This is a genomic window from Cupriavidus sp. KB_39 (assembly GCF_052114485.1).
GTDB lineage: Bacteria > Pseudomonadota > Gammaproteobacteria > Burkholderiales > Burkholderiaceae > Cupriavidus.
Window position 1 is genome coordinate 24,303 of sequence record NZ_JBFREV010000015.1, and the last position, 20,198, is coordinate 44,500.

14 protein-coding genes are annotated in these 20,198 nt (G+C 67.1%); 4 read left to right on the forward strand and 10 right to left on the reverse strand.

The genetic code is table 11. The features are described from left to right. Positions 1-13: 13 nt before the first annotated feature. Genes AB4Z27_RS13545 through zwf form a run of 3 tightly spaced genes read right to left on the reverse strand, consistent with a single transcriptional unit; the run spans position 14 to position 3,236 of the window. A complete protein-coding gene (locus AB4Z27_RS13545; RefSeq protein WP_441644618.1) occupies positions 14-1,036 on the reverse strand; it encodes a glucokinase in 1,023 nt (340 codons plus the stop codon). A gap of 36 nt (positions 1,037-1,072) precedes the next feature. Then, positions 1,073-1,753, reverse strand: a complete 681-nt coding sequence (gene pgl, locus AB4Z27_RS13550) for a 6-phosphogluconolactonase (protein ID WP_092294169.1) — start codon at positions 1,751-1,753, stop codon at positions 1,073-1,075. Positions 1,754-1,787: 34 nt separating this feature from the next. Then, on the reverse strand, positions 1,788-3,236 hold the full coding sequence (gene zwf / locus AB4Z27_RS13555) for a glucose-6-phosphate dehydrogenase (RefSeq protein WP_092294171.1): 1,449 nt from the start codon (positions 3,234-3,236) through the stop codon (positions 1,788-1,790). Between the two features lie 365 nt (positions 3,237-3,601). Here zwf and edd point away from each other — a divergent pair, with 365 nt between their 5' ends. Continuing rightward, positions 3,602-5,440: a phosphogluconate dehydratase gene (gene edd, locus AB4Z27_RS13560; RefSeq protein WP_441591193.1), complete on the forward strand. Its 1,839-nt coding sequence runs from the start codon at positions 3,602-3,604 to the stop codon at positions 5,438-5,440. On the opposite strand, the gene AB4Z27_RS13565 is transcribed toward edd, so the two are convergent. Both AB4Z27_RS13565 and AB4Z27_RS13570 read right to left on the reverse strand, forming a co-directional pair. Then, positions 5,437-6,360, reverse strand: coding sequence for a mechanosensitive ion channel family protein (locus tag AB4Z27_RS13565; protein WP_092294175.1), 924 nt, complete (start codon positions 6,358-6,360; stop codon positions 5,437-5,439). The two genes, edd and AB4Z27_RS13565, sit on opposite strands and share 4 nt — an antisense overlap. Before the next feature lie 292 nt (positions 6,361-6,652). Then, a complete protein-coding gene (locus tag AB4Z27_RS13570) occupies positions 6,653-7,921 on the reverse strand; it encodes an MFS transporter (RefSeq protein WP_092294177.1) in 1,269 nt (422 codons plus the stop codon). Positions 7,922-8,162: 241 nt separating this feature from the next. Here AB4Z27_RS13570 and AB4Z27_RS13575 point away from each other — a divergent pair, with 241 nt between their 5' ends. Then, entirely contained in the window at positions 8,163-10,331 is a 2,169-nt protein-coding gene (locus AB4Z27_RS13575; protein ID WP_092294179.1) for a TonB-dependent receptor family protein, read from the forward strand. 110 nt (positions 10,332-10,441) lie between these two features. On the opposite strand, the gene AB4Z27_RS13580 is transcribed toward AB4Z27_RS13575, so the two are convergent. Together AB4Z27_RS13580 and AB4Z27_RS13585 are read right to left on the reverse strand one after the other, a co-directional pair. Next, a complete protein-coding gene (locus AB4Z27_RS13580) occupies positions 10,442-12,034 on the reverse strand; it encodes a peptide chain release factor 3 (RefSeq protein ID WP_092294181.1) in 1,593 nt (530 codons plus the stop codon). Positions 12,035-12,110: 76 nt separating this feature from the next. After that, positions 12,111-13,118: a YihY/virulence factor BrkB family protein gene (locus AB4Z27_RS13585; protein WP_092294183.1), complete on the reverse strand. Its 1,008-nt coding sequence runs from the start codon at positions 13,116-13,118 to the stop codon at positions 12,111-12,113. Between the two features lie 1,275 nt (positions 13,119-14,393). On the opposite strand from AB4Z27_RS13585, the gene AB4Z27_RS13590 reads away from it, so the two are divergent. Next, positions 14,394-14,714 (forward strand): hypothetical protein, encoded by a 321-nt coding sequence (locus AB4Z27_RS13590; RefSeq protein WP_092294187.1) that lies wholly within the window; start codon positions 14,394-14,396, stop codon positions 14,712-14,714. Positions 14,715-14,903: 189 nt separating this feature from the next. On the opposite strand, the gene AB4Z27_RS13595 is transcribed toward AB4Z27_RS13590, so the two are convergent. The 3 genes from AB4Z27_RS13595 to AB4Z27_RS13605 all read right to left on the reverse strand — a co-directional run bounded on the left by AB4Z27_RS13595 (position 14,904) and on the right by AB4Z27_RS13605 (position 18,667). After that, positions 14,904-16,277, reverse strand: coding sequence for a sigma-54-dependent transcriptional regulator (locus AB4Z27_RS13595; RefSeq protein WP_092294389.1), 1,374 nt, complete (start codon positions 16,275-16,277; stop codon positions 14,904-14,906). Positions 16,278-16,402: 125 nt separating this feature from the next. Then, positions 16,403-16,858 carry a hypothetical protein gene (locus AB4Z27_RS13600; RefSeq protein ID WP_092294188.1) on the reverse strand — a complete coding sequence of 152 codons (456 nt, stop codon included), beginning with the start codon at positions 16,856-16,858 and terminating at the stop codon, positions 16,403-16,405. Between the two features lie 435 nt (positions 16,859-17,293). Next, entirely contained in the window at positions 17,294-18,667 is a 1,374-nt protein-coding gene (locus tag AB4Z27_RS13605; protein WP_092294190.1) for an NCS2 family permease, read from the reverse strand. A gap of 329 nt (positions 18,668-18,996) precedes the next feature. Between AB4Z27_RS13605 and AB4Z27_RS13610 the strand changes: the two genes are divergently transcribed. Then, positions 18,997-19,200, forward strand: coding sequence for a cold-shock protein (locus tag AB4Z27_RS13610; RefSeq protein ID WP_008646365.1), 204 nt, complete (start codon positions 18,997-18,999; stop codon positions 19,198-19,200). The last annotated feature ends 998 nt before the right edge of the window (positions 19,201-20,198 follow it).

Below are 20,198 nucleotides of genomic sequence, written 5' to 3' on the forward strand. Positions count from 1 at the left end.
CGGGATCAATCAGTCAGGGGTGGGCGGCGCCGGCATGGCGCATGTCGCCCTCCAGGCGGTCTGCCAGCGCGCGCGCCAGCCCGGGCAGCGCCGGGTAGGCGGCCGTGATCACGTAGACCGGGATGTCGGCCAGATAGGCGCCCATGCGACCCTTGGCGGCGAAGCGCGCGGCGAACGGCGAGGCCCGGAAGGCATCGACGAAACGCGGCACGATACCGCCGCCGAGGTAGACCCCGCCGCGCGCACCGAGCACCAGCGCGACATCGCCCGCCACCGAGCCGAGCAGGCCGCAGAACGCCGCGAAGGCGCGCTGGCACAGCGGGTCGCCGGTCTTGATCGCACCATCCGTGACCTCGGCCGGCGTCAGTGGCTGGGCCAGGGGCGTACCCGTTTCTGCGACCAGCGCGGCATGGATCTGGGACAGGCCCATGCCCGACAGCATCCGCTCCGCCGAGACCCGGCCCAGATGCTGATGGGCGTAGCGCCAGGCGRTCCACTCGTCGTCGGTGTCCGGAATGATTTCGATATGGCCGCCCTCGCCGGCCAGCGCCACCGCGCCGCCGCCGGGCGCGGGGACCAGTCCCGAGACGCCCAGCCCCGTGCCCGGCCCCAGCAGCGCGCGCGGCGCCGTGGGCACCGCCGTGCCGTCGCGCACCAGCGCGAGGTCCTCGGCGGGCAAGTAGGGTAGCCCCAGCGCCAGCGCGGTGAAATCGTTGATGGCGACCAGCGTGTCGAAGTTGAGTGCGCGGCGYGTGGCGTCGATCGAGAACGCCCAGTTGTGGTTGGTCAGCTTGACGTGGTCGCCGGTCACCGGATTGGCCAGACCGATGGCCGCATGGCGCGGGCGCGGCAGGTCGTGCAGGCCGCGCAGGTACTGCTGCATGGCGGCTTCGAGCGACGGAAAATCCGCCACCTTCAGCGCGGTGACCGCACCAATTCGCAGCGGCGCCGTCTCCAGCGCCATCCGCACGTTGGTGCCGCCCACGTCGGCCAGCAGGCGGGGAAACGAGTCGGCTTGCGAATCAGGAGGAGGCATCGGGACCCTTTGTCGAAAACGAACGTTGGCGGGCGATCAGGTGCGGAACACATCCACGCCATGGCGGTGCCGCGCCAGCACCAGGCTCACCGGCAGCGCCGGCGTGGGCGCCTGGAGCGCGCGGGCCAGCACCTCGGCCTTCTTCTCGCCCGTGATGGCCAGGAAGGTGCGTTCGGCGGCCAGCAGCGCGGCGAGGTTCAGCGTCACGCGGGCGTGGTTCGCGCTGGTCGGATGGGTGACGAGGAAACCGGGCTTTGGCTCGGACAGCGCGGTCTGCAGCTCGGGCGCCTCCGGGAACAGCGACGCCGTGTGCCCATCCTCGCCCATGCCCAGCACCACCACGTCCGGCTGCTGGAAGCGTTCGTTGAGCCGCGCCACGGCGCGCTCCGGCTGAGACGCCTCGGCGGCATCCTCCACCAGCGGCACCCAGGCCGCCACGCCCGCGGCCTCGCGCAGCAGGTTGTGGCGCACCAGCGCGCCGTTGCTGTCGGGATGGTCGGGCGGCACCGCGCGCTCATCCACCAGCGTCACGGTCACGGCGTCCCAGCGGATGGGCCGATAGCGCAATCGCTCGAACATCGGCACCGGCGAGCGCCCGCCGGACACCGCCAGCACCGCCCAGCCTTTGGCCTGGATCACCAGATCCAGCGCATGGCCGATCGAGAGGGCCAGCGATTCGGCCTGATCCATCACGGAGGCATGTTCGTACTGGCGCATGATCGGTCCCTTTTATATATAGACAGGCGGTGGGTCAGACTTCCTCGTGCCAGAGCGCTTTGTCGCGCGACATCAGCGCCGACGACGCCGCAGGCCCCCAGGTGCCGGCGGTATACGACTTGGGCGGCACGGTGCTGTCGGCCCAGGTGTCGATGATCGGCTCCACCCAGCGCCACGCCTGCACCTGCTCGTCACGACGCACGAACAGGCCCAGCCGGCCGCGGATCACGTCCAGCAGCAGSCGYTCGTAGGCSCCGGCGCGGCGCACCTTGAASGAGTTGGCGAAGTCCAGGTCGAGCGAGGTGGGGGTCAGTTCGAGGGTATCGCCCGGCTGCTTGACCAGGAAATACAGCTTGATGCTTTCCTCGGGCTGGAGCTGGATCACCAGCCGGTTCTGCGGCGACAGCGTCAGCGGCTTGGGGAAGATGGCGTGCGGCACATCGCGGAAGTGGATCACGATCTCGGCCACGCGTGACTGCATGCGCTTGCCGGTGCGCAGGTAGAACGGCACGCCCTCCCATCGCCAGTTGGCAATCTCGGCCTTGATGGCGACGAAGGTCTCGGTGCGGCTGTCCGGGGCGATGCCCGGCTCGTCGATATAGCCCGGCACCGGCTTGCCGCCGACCGCACCGGCGCGGTACTGGCCGCGCACGGTCTTCTCGGCCACGTCCTGCGGCTGGATCGGCCGCAGCGCCTTGAGGATCTTGATCTTCTCGTCGCGGATGGCGTCTTCCGACAGGCTCGCCGGCGGCTCCATCGCCACCATGCACAGCAGTTGCAGCAGGTGGTTCTGCACCATGTCGCGCAGTGCGCCGGTGCGGTCGTAGAAGTCGCCGCGCGACTCCACGCCCAGTTCCTCGGCGATGGTGATCTGCACGTCCTGCACCCATTCGCGGCGCCACAGCGGCTCGAACAGCGCGTTGCCGAAGCGGATCGCCATCAGGTTCTGGACCGATTCCTTGCCCAGGTAATGGTCGATCCGATAGATCTGGTCTTCGGCGAAATACTTCGCCACGGAGGAATTGATGGCCTCGGACGAGTCCAGGTCGTGCCCCAGCGGCTTCTCCAGCACCACGCGCACGTTGGGCGTGTTCAGGCCGGTGCGGCCCAGCTGCTCGCAGATCGGCACGAAGATATGGGGGGCAGTGGCCAGGTAGCAGACCACCACCTCGGGCTTGCGGGCCAGCACCTTCTCGGCGAGGGCGTCGAAGTGGGCGGGCTCGCGCGCGTCGGCCTGGACGTAGCAGATGCGTTGCAGGAACGAGGCCCAGGCGTCGGGCGGCGCGTGCTCCAGCGCGGGCCGCACGGTGTCTTCCAGCGTGGCGATGTACTGCTCGGTGGTCTGGGCGTGGCTGCCCGTGGCGAGGATGCGCGCGGACGGATGCAGCACGCCGCAGCGGTGGGCGTCGAAGAGGGCCGGCAGCAGCTTGCGCCGCGCCAGGTCACCGGTGCCGCCGAACAGCACCATGTCGAAATCGGGCATGCTCACCCTGGGCTCCTTGCGGGGGGAAGTGGGCGCCCCGGCCTCTACTGAGTGCCGGCGAGGGGCGGATAAGTTCCGGCCATGTTACGTCACTCGCCCGGGATTGGGCAGTGGGCGGGGCGGATTCGGCCGGCGGGCGGACCCCGAGCGTACCCGTTTCTGCGTAGCGTCGCGGACGGCACACGGGGGTCGCACCGGGGTTCACACCGTTGTCACAGGCCGGCGCGGAACATCCGGGCGTGTGAGCGATCCGACCTGTATCCGCTCACTTCGCGCCCCAGCCGCCCCGGGGCGCATCCGGCCGATTTGGACTACGCTGATGGAGCGCCGCACGAAGCGCCCCACGCCTCACAGGAGAACACTCCATGCCACGCCACCCTGTCCTGGAGCGGGTTACGGCCCGCATCGTGACCCGCAGCCACGCCACGCGCCAGGCTTACCTCGACCGCACCCGCGCCATGGCCGGGCAGAAGGTCGAGCGCGCCAACCTGTCCTGCACCAACCTCGCCCACGGCGTGGCCGCCATGCCGGACGACGCCAAGATCCGCCTCAAGGCGCAGGAGCGCCCCAACCTGGCCATCGTCTCGGCCTATAACGACATGCTGTCCGCCCACCAGCCGCTGGAAGCGTTCCCGCGCTGGATCAAGGAGGCCGCGCTGGCCGCCGGCGGCACGGCGCAGTTCGCCGGGGGCACCCCGGCCATGTGCGATGGCGTGACGCAGGGCCAGGACGGCATGGACCTGTCGCTGTTCTCGCGCGACGTGATCGCCATGGCCACCGCCGTGGCGCTGTCCCACCAGATGTTCGACGGCGTGCTGTACCTGGGCGTCTGCGACAAGATCGTGCCCGGCCTGGTGATGGGCGCGCTGTCCTTCGGCCACCTGCCGGCCGTGTTCGTGCCGGGCGGGCCGATGACCACCGGCATCGGCAACGAGGAGAAGGCGCACATCCGCCAGCTCTACGCGGAAGGCAAGATCGGGCGCGTGGAGCTGCTGGAAGCCGAGACCCGGTCCTACCACGGCCCGGGCACCTGCACCTTCTACGGCACCGCCAACTCGAACCAGATGCTGATGGAGATCATGGGCCTGCACCTGCCGGGCACCGCCTTCATCAACCCCGGCACGCCGCTGCGCGAGGCGCTGACGCGCCATGCGGCCACCCACGCGCTGACGCTGGTGCATGGCGGCGAGCGCTACACCCCGGTGGCCGATGTGCTCGACGAACGCGCATTCGTCAACGGCATCGTCGGGCTGGTGGCCACGGGCGGGTCCACCAATCACACGCTGCACCTGATCGCCATGGCGCGCGTGGCTGGCATCCAGCTGACCTGGGACGACTTCGATGAACTCTCCGCCGTGGTGCCGCTGCTGGCGCGCGTCTACCCGAACGGCAAGGCCGATGTGAACCAGTTCCAGGCGGCCGGCGGGCTGGCAGTGGTGATTCGCGGCCTGCTGACGCTGGGGCTGCTGCACGACGACGTGACCACCATCGCCGGCAAGGGGCTGGCCGACTACACGCGCGAGCCGGTGCTGCGCGACGGCAAGCTGACCTGGATCGACGGTCCCACGGCCTCGCTCGACGACACCATCGTGCGCCTGCCCGACCAGCCGTTCGCGCCCGATGGCGGGATCAAGCTGCTCGACGGCAATCTCGGGCGATGTGTTATCAAGACATCCGCCGTGAAACCCGAACATCAGGTGGTGGAGGCGCCGGCCATCGTCTTCGAACGGCAGGATGACCTGCTGGACGCCTTCAAGCGCGGCGAACTCGAGCGCGATTTCGTGGCGGTGCTGCCGTGGCAGGGGCCGGCGTCGTGCGGCATGCCCGAACTGCACAAGCTCACGCCTACGCTGACGCTGCTGCAGGACCGTGGCTTCCACGTGGCGCTGGTGACGGATGGGCGGATGTCGGGGGCGTCGGGCAAGGTGCCGGCGGCCATCCACGTCTGCCCGGAGGCGCTGCTGGGCGGGGCCCTCGGCAAGGTGCGCACCGGCGACATCGTGCGTGTGGACGCGCCAGCCGGCGTGCTGACCGTAAAGCTGGCCGATGCCGACCTGGCGGCGCGCGAGGCCGATCGGCCTGATCTCTCGCGCAACCGGCACGGCGTGGGGCGCGACCTGTTCGGCGGCTTCCGCGCCCATGTGAGCACGGCCGAGACCGGCGCGTGCTCGCTGTTCGCGGACGAAGGGGTGGAGCCGCGCTAGTTCGGCCGGCGCGGCGGGGTGCGGCGGGCGTCGTAGCGGTCCGCCTTGCCGTCGCCGTCGGCCCCGTCTGCCAGCGCCTCCTCATCCATCTCCGGCACGTGGACTTCCTGCACCGGCACGGCGATCCGGCAGCCGGCGGCTTCCAGCGTGGGCTTCAGCTTGCTGAAGAAGCCGAACTGCACGTTCCAGAAATCGTCATTCGAGGTCCAGTAGCGCGCGTTCAGCGCGATGCCCCGGTCGGTGTACTTCGTCACCATGACCTCGGGCCTGGGCTCGGCCAGCAGCCGCGGCTCCTTGGCCAGCATGGCCTTGAGGGCATCCAGCCCAGCCTGCACGGGGCTGTCGAAGGTCACGGCGATCTCGATATCCATGCGCCGCGTGACGTTCTCGCTGTAGTTCATGATCGAACTGCCCCAGAGCTTGCCGTTGGGCACGCGCAGGCAGACCCCGTCGAAAGTCGTCAGCTCGGTCATGAACAGCCCGGTCTCGCGCACGGTGCCGGCCACACCCTGGGCGTCGATGTACTGGCCGACGCGGAACGGGCGCAGCAGCACCAGCATGATCCCGGCGGCGATGTTCTGGAGCGTGCCCTGCAGCGCCAGGCCGATGGCCAGGCCGGCGGCGCCGAGCATGGCGATGATGCTCGCGGTCTGCACGCCGAACTGCGACAGCACAAGCACCACGGTCAGCACCCGCACCACCCACTGGGCCACGCTCGCCAGCATCGGCCGCAGTGTGTCGTCCACATGGGTGTGATGGAGGCCCTGCCTGACGGCCCGCGCGGCGCGGCCGGAGAGCCACCAGCCGGCAAGCAGGATGGCCAGCGCGGCGAGGCAGTTCAGCCCCTGACTGACCGCGAACTGGGTGAGATAGGCCCAGGTGGCCTGGACTTTGTCGGCGTCGATATACGGCAATTCCATGCGTTCGCTCCTCAGTGCAACCCGGGCCGACTTGCGAAGGACGTGCCAGCCAGCCCGCCGGGCAATCCCAAAGCGTACCCGTTTCTGCGTGGGCCGTTGCCACGCAATGGCTCACGGCGGCCCGCACGGCGCGCCGCTTACATCACAGTCGGGGGAGAAAAGGCAGAGGGAGTGCAGGGATTACAACTTTCGGCCGTGAGCCGTTGTAATCCCTGCATGGAGAGCGCGGGCAACAGGGCCCGGCGGGAAGGTGTGCGCAGAAACGGGTACGCTTTGCCCGGATCGGAAGCGGTCAGCGCGCCGGGGCCGGGCGGTCGTGGGGATGATCGTGCAGGCGGTCTCGATCGGCCAGCGCCGGGAACAGCCGCATCCACGCGAACACCACCAGCACCGTGCCGGCGCCGCCCAGCAGCACCGCGCCCACGGGCCCGAGCAGCGCCGCCGTGACGCCCGATTCGAACTCGCCAAGCTGGTTCGACGCCCCGATAAACACCGAGTTGACCGCCCCCACGCGACCCCGCATGTCGTCCGGGGTATCGAGCTGCACCAGCGTCTGGCGCACCACCACGCTGATCATGTCCGACGCGCCCAGCACCACCAGCGCCCCCATCGAGAGCGGCAGCCAGCTGGAAATGCCGAAGACCATCGTCGCCACGCCGAACAGCGCCACCGCGCCGAACATCACGCGGCCCACGCGCCGGTTCAGCGGGTTCCGCGCCAGCCAGAGCGCCGTGACCAGCGCGCCGATGGCCGGCGACGAGCGCAGCAGCCCCAGCCCCCACGGGCCAGTGTGGAGGATGTCCCGCGCATAGATCGGCAGCAGCGCCGTGGCGCCGCCGAGCAGCACCGCGAACAGGTCCAGTGACACCGCGCCCAGCAGCACCTGATGGCTGCGGATATAGGCAAATCCAGCAAACAGCGTCTTGATGCTGACCGGCGTGGTCAGCCGCTGCGCGGCCTGGCGCAGCTTGAGCGTGGCCACCAGCACGGCGGCGATGGCGAACAGCACGGCGCTGATGGAATAGACCACGCCCGGGCCCGCCACGTAGGCGAAGCCGCCCAGCGCCGGGCCGATGATGATGGCGGTCTGGCTGGCGGAACTGGCCAGCGCCACCGCGCGCGGCAGCTGGCGCGGCGTGACCACGCTGGGCAGCAGCGCCTGGAGCGTGGGCGTCTCGAACGCGCGACAGGCGCCGATGGCCGCCACGAACAGGAAGATGTACTCGCGCGTGATCCCGCCCGAGAAGCTCGCCACGGCCATCGACACGGCAATCACCGCTTCCAGCGCCTGGCAGGTACGCACGATCCGCCGGCGGTCGAAGCGGTCGGCCACGTGGCCGGACATCAGCAGCAAAACGATCGACGGCAGGAACTGCACCAGCCCGACCATGCCGAGCATGAAGGGATCGCGCGTGAGGTCGTACATCTGCCAGCCCACCGCCACCGTGAAGATCTGGTAGCCGATGGTCGTGCAGAGTCTGGCGAACCAGAAATGTCGGAAGGCGGGGTCGCGGAAAACGGTGTCCGGCTCGGCGGCCGGCACAGGTGTGGCGGTGGACATGGGGGGCGGCAGGAAGGGATGCGATGTGCGCCGGATGACACACGTGATGGCAAACGGGCGCGCGGCTCGTCGGTCATCGTACAAAGCTGAGAATTCTAGCCGACCCGACCCGAGGGCGCTGAATTCTCCATGTATCAATGTTGATGCATTCCCGCCACACCGGGGACAAATTGCGCCGTCATGGGAATCATTCGTATTTATAATCCGGGCAACTTTTGGCAAGTATTCCCTGGACCTCATCGTGCTGCCCGCATTTCGCCTCAACGTCGCCGCCACTGGCGTCGCCCTGCTCTGCCTCTCTGTGTCGGTCTCGGCACAAACCGCTCCCGAATCCGCCGAAACCCCGAACGCCCCTGCCAACGGCAGCACGCTGAACGCCGTGACGGTGGTCGGCAACTGGCTCGAGGCGCCGAACGAGGAAAAGGTGCTTGAGCACCCGGGCGCGCGGACCATCGTCGACCGCGAAGCGATCAAGGAGACCGGCGCGAACAATGTGCGCGATGTGCTSCGCCGCATTCCCGGCGTGCAGGTCCAGGACAGCAACGGTACGGGCGGCAGCGACATCTCGCTGAACGTGGGCGTGCGCGGCCTGACCTCGCGGCTTTCGCCGCGCTCCACGATCCTGATGGACGGGGTGCCGCTGGCTGTGGCGCCGTATGGCCAGCCGCAGTTGTCGATGGCACCGCTGTCGCTCGGCAACCTGGAAGCGATCGACGTGGTGCGTGGCGCCGGCTCGGTGCGCTACGGCCCGCAGAACGTGGGCGGCATCATCAACTTCGTGTCGCGCCCGATTCCCAAGACGTTCGCGGCCGATGCCTCGATCGAGACCGATATCTACAGCCATGGCGGCAACGCCAAGGCCAATCCGACCGCGTTCATCGGCGGCACCAACGAGCAGGGCCTGGGCGGCGCGCTGCTGTACTCGGGCGTGCACGGCAATGGCTACCGCGAGAGCAACGACTACGTCGATATCGACGACCTGATGCTCAAGGGCGCGTACCGGATCTCGAAGAACGACGAAATTTCGGCGGCCTTCCACTATTACGAAGCCCACGCCGGCATGCCGGGCGGGCTGACCTCGGCGCAGTACGCGGCCAATCCGTTCCAGTCGGATCGCCCGTATGACGATTTCTCGGGCCGTCGCTCGGATATCTCGCTCAAGTATTCGCACAACGACGCCAACCGCAAGTTCGAGGTGCTGACGTACTACACCGACAGCTTCCGCGGCAGCACGATCGAGCAGCAGGGCACGGGCGCACAGGCCGCGCAACGCCGCCTGACCACGGCGCCGCGTAATTACCACGTGTTCGCCTTCGAGCCGCGCTACTCGCAGCTCTTCCGTACCGGCAGCGTCAGCAACGAAGTGAGCGTGGGCTACCGCTACCTGCGCGAAGCAAGTGATGAACAAGCCACTCGCACGGCGTTCTATCGGCCCGGCTCGGTGAACGCGCCGGACCTCGCCGCGCCGGTCTACCAGTGGCGCACGGGCGGCACCACGGCCAATGCGGTCTATATCGATGACACGATCAATTTCGGCAACTGGACCATCACGCCCGGCCTGCGCTACGAATTCATCCGCTCGGACCTGACCGACCGCTTCACCAACGTGCGCACCGATGTGTCGTCGAACGAGCCGCTGCCGTCGCTGGCCGTGCTGTACCACATCAGCGACAACTGGACCGCGTTCGCCAACGCCGGCGTGTCGTTCGGGCCGCTGCAGTATTTCCAGATCGCCTCGACCACCAACGGCCTCGTGCCGGAGAAGGCCAAGACCTACGAGGTCGGCACGCACTTCAACAGCACCAACGGCTGGGGCGGCGAGCTGACGCTGTTCAACATCGACTTCGACGACGAACTGCAACTGCGCGGCGGCACGGGCGGCGCGCCGGACGCGTGGACCAACCTCGGCGCCACGACGCACCGGGGCGTGGAATCGTCGATCCGCTATGACTTCGGCACGCTGTCGAAGACGCTGGCCGGCCTGAGCGCGTACGCCACGTACACGTTCACCGACGCCACGTACAACCAGGGCAACTTCGCCGGCCGCGACCTGCCGTTCTACTCGCGCCACGTGGCCACGCTGGGTATGCGCTATGCGCGCAACCGCTGGGCGTTCAACCTGGATGGCTTCGCGCAGTCGAAGCAGCGTTCGCCGGGCGACCCCGCCACGGCCACCGCCTACCAGACGGCGGAGACGGCCGATGGCCGGCTGGGCGATATTCCGGGCTACGCGCTGATGAACATGCGCCTGGGCTACGACTTCGGCAAGTCGGCGCAGAACCTGAAGCTGGCAGTGGGGATCAAGAACGTGTTCGATCGCCGCTACTTCACGCGCTCGACCGACAACAACTTCGGCAAGTACGTGGGCATGCCGCGTACGTTCTACATCCAGGCATCGCTGGCGTATTGAGCGATTGTGCTGGCAGCTCAAACGCTGCCGGTTTGCTCCCCTCTCCCGCATGCGGGAGAGGGGCCGGGGGAGAGGGATTGAGCCAGCGGCGCGATCCCCACTTCCCCAGGTCAGACGATCTCGCGCGTTTCCAGGAACTGGAGGTTCGGGAAGCGCTCCTGCGTCAGGCGCAGGTTGACCATGCTGGGTGCCAGGTAGACGTGGTCACCGGCGCCGTCCAGCGCCACGTTGTGGCCGGCCTTCTCGATCAGCTTCTCGATCTCGGCAGCATCGCCACGCAGCCAGCGCGCCGTGGCGCATTCATGCGATTCGAAGATCGCATCGACCCCGTACTCGTGCTCCAGCCGGTGCGCCACCACATCGAACTGCAGGATACCGACCGCGCCGAGCACCAGATCGTTCGACGCCAGCGGGCGGAACATCTGCGTCGCGCCCTCTTCGGCCAGCTGCTGCAACCCCTTCTGCAACTGCTTGACCTTGAGCGGGTTGTTCAGCCGCGCGCGGCGGAAGAACTCGGGCGCGAATGACGGAATCCCCGTGAACTTGAGTCCCTCGCCCTCGGTGAACACATCGCCGAGGCGGATCGTGCCGTGGTTCGGCACGCCGATGATGTCGCCCGCGTAGGCTTCCTCGGTGGTGTTGCGGTCCTGCGCCATGAAGGTGATGGCGTTGTTGATGGCCACSGTCTTGCCGGCCGAGACGTGCAGCAGCTTCATGCCCCGGTCGAACTTGCCCGAGCAGACGCGCACGAAGGCGATGCGGTCGCGGTGGCGCGGGTCCATGTTCGCCTGGATCTTGAACACGAAGCCGGTGAACTTGGCTTCCTCGGGCTCCACCACGCGGCTCTCGGTCTGGCGGGCCAGCGGCGGGGGCGACAGCTCGCACAGCGCGTCCAGCATCGACTGCACGCCGAAGTTGTTGATCGCCGAGCCGAAGTAGACCGGGGTCTGCTTGCCGGAGAGAAAGGCTTCCCTGTCGAAGGTATGCGATGCACCGCGTACMAGTTCGATTTCCACGCGCAACTCGTCCGCCTGGCTGCCCAGGATGCGGTCGAGTTCGGGGTTGTCCAGCCCGTCCAGGATCGCGGCGGTGCCCTTCTCGCCCTTGGGGTCGAACAGCTGCACCTTGTCCTCGATCATGTGATACACGCCGCGGAACGCCTTGCCCATGCCGATCGGCCAGGTCATCGGCGCGCACTGGATCTTGAGCACGTCCTCGATTTCATCGAGCAGTTCGATCGGCGAACGGCCTTCGCGGTCGAGCTTGTTGATGAAGGTCAGGATGGGCGTGTCGCGCAGGCGGCAGACGTTGAGCAGCTTGATGGTCTGCGCTTCCACGCCGTTCACCGAGTCGATCACCATCACCGCCGAGTCGACGGCGGTCAGCGTGCGGTAGGTGTCTTCCGAGAAGTCCTCGTGGCCCGGGGTATCCAGCAGGTTGACGATGTTCTCGGGGACGTCCGGCCGGCGGCGGTAAGGGAACTGCATGACCGACGAGGTCACCGAGATCCCGCGCTGCTTTTCCAGTTCCATCCAGTCGGACGTGGCGTGGCGGTCGGCCTTGCGGGCACGCACTTCGCCGGCCACCTGGATGGCGCCGCCGAACCACAGCAGTTTTTCGGTCAGCGTGGTCTTACCCGCGTCAGGGTGGGAGATGATGGCAAAGGTGCGACGACGCGCAATTTCGGAAACGAGCGAGCTCACGGCAACGGAATCTGGTGACTGACAGGCAGGATCGGGTGGAGGGCCCCGGGCGGGGCACAGGGAATGGGGCGGTATTTTACCGGTTCGCGGCCCCCGGCGGGGTGGCGCCGTGCGCGGCACCCGGCCCCGCGCGGTTTTCCATCGCCGGATCCCGCCCGCGCAGGCTGCCGAACTGCAACGCGTACTGGCGCGTCAGCTCGGCGCCGAAGAAGAAKATTTGTGCCGAATAGTACACCCACAGCATCAGCGCCACGACCGAGCCGGCCGCGCCATAGGACGACGCCACCGCGCTGTTCCCCAGATAGATCCCGATCAGCCGCTTGCCTACGGCGAACAGCAGCGCGGTGATGATCGCGCCCATCGTCACATCCCGCCAGGCGATGCGCGCGTTCGGCAGCATCTTGAAGATCACCGCGAACAGGGCCGTAACCACCGAGAACGAGAACACCGTGGAAATGGCATCCGCCACCGGGGCGAACCAGGAGGCCGTCCACAGCGCGCCCCAGAAGCGGTCGATGACGGCCAGGGCCGCGTTGACCACCAGCGAGACCAGCAGCATGAAGGCCAGCGCCAGCACGATGCTGAACGACAACATCCGCGCGCGGAGCAGCTTCTTCCAGCCCGCGCCAGCCGGGGGCGGGGCGTGCCAGATGTCGTCCAGGCTGCTCTTGAGTTCGGCGAAGGCACTCGTCGCGCCGACGATCAGGATGCCGAACGCGATGGTCGCCGCCACGCCGCTACCCCCGGCGCGGTGCGTGGCGGCCAGAATCCCCTGGATGGCGGCGGCGCCCTGCTCGCCCACCAGACCGTTGAGCTGGGAGAAGATCTCGCCGCGCGCAGCCTCGGCGCCGAAGAACAGGCCGGCGATCGAGATCACAAGCACCAGGATCGGCGCGAGCGAGAACAACATATAGAAGGAGAGCGCCGCGCCCTTGCTGGCCGCGCGGTGCTCGAACCAGGACTGGATGGCGGCCGAGACCACGCGGAAGGTGCGCGCGGCCGTGTGGCGGTCGGGCAGGATGCGTCCACGCTGGGGCCGGGGCGGCGCGCCCTCGGGCGGCCGGGAAGCTTGTTCAGGAGGCATGCCGGATCTCGGATGGTGGAGGGTGATGACCTCGTCACGTTCAGAGCATGGACGACGCGGCCGGGGCTGTCTGWCCGCGCGCGTCCGACCTGCGTTCATGATAATGCGCATCCGGAGCGGCGCCGGTGCAACCTGCTACAGTAAGTTCAGGCACACCCGCCGGCGCGCGGACCCGCCGCGCCCGGCCAGGAACAGGAGACTTCCGTGATCCGCACCTCGATCAGGCGCCCCGTTGCCGCGCTCTGCCTTGGCCTGCTGGCGCTGGCCGGCTGCGAACAACAGCGTGGACAGCCGGGGCCGAAGCCCATTTCCGGCGCCACGTCCAATGTGACCCCGGGCGACCGTCCGGCACCGATGGCGCCGAGYGCATCGGTCCCGTCGGGCACCCCGCGCTAGCCGCCGGCGCCTCGCGCCCATCCTCCCCTGCCCTGCCACGCCGGCTCGACGCCCGGCGAGCGTACCCGTTTCTGCGTCGATCCTCCCCGCCACCCTCATGTTTCAGCCCTGCAACCGGGTGCACACGCGTGCCGCGCCTCCGTGCGGGCGCGTCCGGGCTGCGCATCAGGACGCGCCATCGGCCCTGCCGCCCCACCGGCACGCGCAACGGCGTGCCGCCGCGCGGTCATTCGGGGGCGACATGTGCTGCCGCCTCCCACTTTGGCAGCGTTGGCAAGGGCCAGGGCAACGCGCGATGACGCGCCGATCGCCCCAGCCGCCCTGCCACATGTCACACGACCACGCGCGCCTCCGTCCGCTTGCGTTACAGCGGCGAAACCGATCGACGCCGCCTGGCGTCCCGTTCCGGGGCTGGCACAGGTGCCGACGTCGCGCAGCCCCTATAAAACAAGCGTTCGGCGCGCATTGGCACACTTGTCGCTCTGTACCGGGCAGGGAGAAGCACGCGCCTTAGACAACTATTCGACTGACACGCAGGAGGAACCTCCGCCATGCGTCATCCGCCCGCGCGAATGACGGCACGCAGGCGCGCCCATCGGTTGGCGGGCCCCGCACCGTCCGTGATTGACCTGCTGTCGCCGCCCCTGCTTCCGTCGCCCCGCCAGCCACTGCGCCCGATCGCCTCGTATTGCGCCGCGGCCAGCCGCACGCTGGCGGTGTCCGCCAGCCGGCGCCGCAACGGGTTGCCGGCAGGCTGAGGGCACGCCGCAGGGACAACATGAGATGACAGCCGACATCGGCATTGCTTGCAGTATTTGAAAGCTTTACGTGCTCCGTCCCCCGGCGGGCACCTTTTTCCAGCAAGGGAGTGAGCCACCCATGAACGCCAGAGTCCCCGCCATCATCGCGCTGGCGCTGCTCTCGACCGCGACGACTGCCGCGTTCGCCGGCAACTACGCGTACTTCGACCGGCCCGACTGCGCCAACCTCAACAGTCACGCCGCCCTCAGCAATGACAGCTATGTGCGCAGCTTCGCCTGGGCCTGGGGCGATCTGACCTTCGCGCCCGACCAGAGCGCGAACCACCCCGACGAGCGCCAGGCGCGCGACAGCGCCGAGCCGCGCGACCCGCTGCCCACGCGCGGGCCAGTCGACGCCACGCCGCCAAGGCACCGGCGCGACAAGATCAGCATGAGTTGAATGGACTAAGGAACGAAGGGAGGGAGGCAGGAACGATTCTTGTGTGCGATCGAGATTGAGGACGATCTCCGCGCGGGCCAGGCCGCGCTAGCCTGCCGCTGCTGTCCGGGCGGTGGGACGAAGGGGGTCCGGCGAGCGGACGTCGCCGGGTTCCCCCTGGCACTTCGGCACGGGCGTGCCCGGGGCGAATTACTCCGCCACGGCGCCCGGTTGCGAATCGACGCGGATGTTGTGCTTGTGCATGAGCCGGTACAGCGTCACGCGCGACACATTGAGTTCGCGCGCCGCCGGCACCACGTGAAAGCCGTGGCTGGCCATCACCGTGCGGATCGCCTCGCGCTCCGCCTCCTCGCGGATGGCATCGAGCGTCTTGCGCGGCAACTCCACGCCCCCATGCAATTGCAGGTCTTCCGCAGTGATCTTGCGGTTGTCCGTCATGACGATGGCGCGCCGGACCCGGTTGATCAGCTCCCGCACGTTGCCCGGCCAGGCGTACTGCATCATCGCCTGCGTGGCGCACGCGGAGAAGCCGCGAATACGCCGGTGGGCCTCGTGCCCGTGCTCGGTCAGCACCGCGTTGGCCAGCAGCAGGATGTCTTCGCCCCGATCGCGCAGCGGCGGAATCGTCAGCGTCAGCACGCAGAGYCGGTGGAACAGGTCGGAGCGGAAGCGGCCGTCCGTCTGCGCCAGCACCAGGTCCACGTGCGTGGCCGAGATGATGCGCAGGTCGAGCGGAATCGACTGATGCCCGCCCAGCCGCGTGATGCAGCCCTGCTGCAGGAAGCGCAGCAGCGCCACCTGGCTCTCGAGGGGCAGGTCGCCGATTTCATCGAGGAACAGCGTGCCGCCCTGCGCCTGCTCGATCCAGCCGATCTTGCGCGCGTTGGCGCCGGTGAAGGCGCCTTTCTCGTAGCCGAACAGTTCCGACTGCACCAGGTGCGAGGGRATGGCGCCGCAGTTGATCGCCACGAACGGGCCCTTGCGGCGGCTCGATGCCTCGTGGACGGCCTGCGCGGCCAGTTCCTTGCCGGTGCCCGACTCGCCCGAGATGAAGACCGGCGCGTCGTTGTGGGCCACCTTGGCCAGCGAGCGGAACATCACGCGCATGACRTTGCAGTCGCCGATCATCGGGCCGTGCGGCACATGCTCGGGCGCGCGCACGCCATGCAGGCTGGCCATGCCGTGGGCGTGCTTGAGCGTGTACGCCAGTTCATCGAACGAGAACGGGGTGCGCACGTAATCCACGCAATAGTCGCGGATCATGCGGCGGATGCGTTCGTCCTCGATCATCTCGTTGGAGGTGATCGCCACCCAGGTCACGTGCAGATGCTGGAGGCCCTGCTCCAGTTGGGTCAGCTCCGCATCGGAATAGGTCGATTGCAGGTCGAGGATGCCCGCCATGGGGGCACTGCCCCGCACCACGCGCTCCAGGTCGCGCACCTGCTGCACGCGCCGGATCTCCCAGCCCTGGCCGAATTGCTCGGCACTGAATCCAAAATCTTCGAAACGCGACACCAGCACGATCTGTGCGGAGCGTGTCGACGCTTTGCACAGTCGGTCCATGCCGTTCTCCCTGACGTTTGTCTTTTTGTTCGCGGTGGCCACCCCGGCAATCGGGCCGGAAGCGGGCCACATGGCCCGGCTGGTTTCCGCCGGCTGCGGGGGCTCCCCCGCGCGCAACGTCGGCATCACGGTCTGGACAGACTGCGAGACTGTTCTTCGAGCACGCTGTCGTAGTCACGGCCGGCGTGCAGTTCGTCGCGGATGCGGCGGCGCACCATGTCTTTCTCGCGCATCAGGTCCACGCTGGGCGCTTCGGGCGACTGGCCGGAGTACTGGAAGTAAAGCGCCTTGTAGGTGAGCTGGCTCAGGATCCATTCCTGGAGCAGCGTGCGCTGGCGCGCGAGTTCCTCGGCCAGCATGCGATGGCGTTGCATCAGGGCCTCGACGGCCTGGCGCGTGCGCGGCGAAATCTCCGTGTCCTCGGCGAGCAGCACGGCGACTTCGGTGTCCGGGCCGCCTAGGTCGGCGTCCCGTAGTGAAATATCGGACGCGTCACTGGCCAATGGCGCGCGGTGAATCGATCGACTGGCGGATGCACTGATGGGCCCGAATTCGGGACGCCGGATCTCTCCTGCGGTCATGATTTGTTCCCCGTTGAACAACACCCCCGGCACTGCGTACGATTACCACTGTCTATGTTTGGTTTTGAGCTGTCTGTTGTCTGCCACACGTGTCGGCCGTGTGGTCTGTTATGACTTCTGTGACTTCCTGGTGGCCCCGCCGCCGCTGCGAGACGGTCTCGTTGGACGCTCTCGGCCGATGGCGGCCGCCGCGCGCGGGCCGCGGCCCTCCATATAGGCCGGAGTCAAGAAAGGGCGCTCTCACGCGCCCTTCTTCTACTTCGCCTCTAGTTCAGTGCATTTGAGACGGTTTGTCCAGCCCGAAGTGATCGGTTTCAGCCATGTCTCATACTTTAGTGTGAGATCAGAATCTCACACTGCAGGCGACCCGTCAGGTTAATGAGCGCTCACATTTAACGCAGAATCGGGTACGGCGTCGGACGTTTTCGGTCGGTTTCAGTGCCCCGGCAGGTAATAGAACTTGAACAGAAACACGGCGGCGATGATCCACGCCATGACCGGTACTTCGCGCGCGCGGCCGGTCAGCGGCTTCAGCACCGCGTAGGCAATAAAGCCGAACGCGACGCCATTGGCCACCGAGTACGTAAACGGCATGCCGAGGACGGTGAGCACGGCGGGRACGACCTCGGTGACATCGGTCCAGTCGATGTCGACCAGCTCGCGCAGCATCAGGCAGGAGACATAGAGCAACGCCGGCGCGGTGGCATACGCCGGCACCGTGCCGGCCAGCGGCGCGATAAACAGGCAGGCCAGGAACAGCACGGCCACGGTCACGGCGGTCAGGCCGGTGCGGCCGCCGGCCTGCACGCCAGACGCGCTCTCGATATAGGCGGTGGTCGACGACGTGCCGAGCAGCGAGCCGGCCATGATGGCAGTGCTATCGGCCATCAGCGCCTTGTTGAGCCGGTGCATCTTGCCAGCCTTGAGCAGCCCGGCGCGGTTGGCCACACCCATCAGTGTGCCGGTGGCATCGAACAGCTCGACCAGGAAAAAGACCAGCACCACGTTGATGATGCCGATGGACAGCGCGCCGGCGATATCTAGCTTGAACAGCGTGGGCGCGATCGACGGCGGGGCCGAGAACACGCCGTGGAAGGTGTTGCCGCCGAACAGGAAACTGAGCACGGTGGTGAGCAGGATGCCGATCAGGATCGCACCCTTCACCTTCAGGCGGTCCAGCGCGACGATCACGAAGAACCCGATAGTCGCCATGATCGCGGGAGGCTGGTGCAGATCGCCGATGGTCACCAGGGTGGCCGGGCTGGCCGCGATGATGCCGGCGTTCTTCAGCGCGATGATCGCCAGGAACAGCCCGATGCCCGCCGTGATCGCACCCCGGATCGCATGCGGGATACCGTTGACGATCATCTCCCGGATGCGGAACAGCGTGACCAGCAGGAACAGGCAGCCCGAGATAAACACCGCGCCCAGCGCCGCTTCCCACGGCAGGCCCATGCCTTTGACGACTGTATAGGCAAAGTAGGCGTTGAGGCCCATGCCCGGCGCCATCGCGATCGGATAATTCGCAAAGAACCCCATGATCAGCGTGCCGATGGCCGCGGCCAAGCAGGTGGCGACGAACACCGCGTCCTTGGGCACACCGGCATCGCCGAGGATGCTCGGATTGACGAAGATGATGTACGCCATCGTCAGGAACGTGGTCACGCCGGCCAGCACTTCAGTGCGCACGTTCGTGTTGTGCTCGGCCAGGCGGAACAGGCGCTCGGCCAGGCTGGCGCTGGCCTGGCTGGACTGGAAGGCGGGCGCGGAATCGCTGCCCGGCCGCTCGGCGGGGTCCGGTAGGGACATGTAGGGTCTCCTGGAATGTGTTGCGCCTGCTTTCGTCTGGCTCGCCCGGCCCGGGCGGCAGCCATGGGCTGCATGACAGACAATAGGCAAAAGGCGGGATGATCCCATAGGCCAACGTGACGGTGCCAGCCCCTGGCGGGGAATCCCCACCTTGACGAAGCCGCGAATCCCCCGTATAAACCACAGCTAGATTCAAGCGACGAGGCAACAGTTCATTCGTTAGCCACCGTTGGTACTTCGGTTGTCCATGGTGTCCTTTCCTTGAGTTGGCAGTGCGATGGTGTGTGCACCATCGGTTTCTTTTTTATCTTTTTTTGGAAAGCAATACCATGCAAACCGGTATCGTCAAGTGGTTCAATGACGCCAAGGGCTTCGGCTTTATCAAGCCGGACGCAGGCGGTGATGATCTGTTCGCCCACTTCTCCGAAGTGCGCGCCGACGGCTTCAAGTCGCTGCAGGAAAACCAACGCGTGTCGTTCGAAGTCAAGAACGGCCCGAAGGGTCTGCAAGCTGCGAACATCACGCCGCTGTAAGCCAAGGTAGCTCCGGCACGCCGCAAGGTGTGCCAGCAACCGAAAGAGCCCCGCCATCACTGGCGGGGTTTTTTTTCGCCTGTTTTCCGCCGGATCGGGCTTCAGGTCGACCGGCTTCAATTTGTCGTGCGTCTTTTTTCGTGCCCCGCGCAGTCGCGCCGCAGAAACGGGTACGCCTTCCTGATTGATCTCCGCAGAAATGGGTACGGCTGGCGGCTGGCCGTCGCCTCGGCAGGCCGCTATCGCACGCAGAAACGGGTACGCATTGGCTTGTGGCGTCCCATCGCTCGAGGCCGGTTTCCTTCGATTTTTGCCTGGCTAGGGTGGGAATCCCCCGCGAGTTGTCCCCGCAGAATCGGGTACGCCGCGAAAGCCCGCCGTATACGGTCCGCAGCCTCGTATGGGGTCGCAGAAATGGGTACGGTTTCAGCAGCAGGTGACGTCGGAGGTGTGGATGCACGCGCAGAAACGGGTACGGTCGCTCAGGGCGCGGGAGATGTATACGTTCCGAGCGGCACTGCGGGGCGTCAACGTAGCGCAGAAACGGGTACGCAGCGGATTCCTCGGTTTGATTCGGTATACGTTGAGAGTGAGTACTGGCTTTTAAGCAAAGCTAATGCTATAGTCGGACTGGTTTTGCAGGCTGACGCATTGCGCCCGCAATTTGCGCAGAATTGGGTACGCACTTGGCATTTGCTGGCGCTGGAATCGCCGCAGAAATGGGTACGGTTCCCGGCAGCGCAGCAAAATGCTGCCAACTCGCAGAATTGGGTACGCCGCAGAAACTGGTACGCAACGAGGCTGGGAGGCTTCGAACCGGCCCAGCGCAGAAATAGGTACGCTTTGAGCCGCTTGGCCCGCAGAATCGGGTACGCATCGACTGGCTGGAAACCTCACGGCGCACCCATTTCTGCGGGGATAACGCGGTTGTTCACAGCCCCTCCACGCAGGGAAACGGCCGTCGGGTACGGTTCGCGCAGAAACAGGTACGCTTTTTG

Coding starts and splice junctions, on each gene's coding strand:
- pgl (WP_092294169.1), bottom strand. CDS start 1,753: ATGCGCCAGTACGAACATGCCTCCGTGATGGATCAGGCCGAATCGCTG.
- edd (WP_441591193.1), top strand. CDS start 3,602: ATGCCACGCCACCCTGTCCTGGAGCGGGTTACGGCCCGCATCGTGACC.
- AB4Z27_RS13565 (WP_092294175.1), bottom strand. CDS start 6,360: ATGGAATTGCCGTATATCGACGCCGACAAAGTCCAGGCCACCTGGGCC.
- AB4Z27_RS13570 (WP_092294177.1), bottom strand. CDS start 7,921: ATGTCCACCGCCACACCTGTGCCGGCCGCCGAGCCGGACACCGTTTTC.
- AB4Z27_RS13590 (WP_092294187.1), top strand. CDS start 14,394: ATGAACGCCAGAGTCCCCGCCATCATCGCGCTGGCGCTGCTCTCGACC.
- AB4Z27_RS13600 (WP_092294188.1), bottom strand. CDS start 16,858: ATGACCGCAGGAGAGATCCGGCGTCCCGAATTCGGGCCCATCAGTGCA.
- AB4Z27_RS13610 (WP_008646365.1), top strand. CDS start 18,997: ATGCAAACCGGTATCGTCAAGTGGTTCAATGACGCCAAGGGCTTCGGC.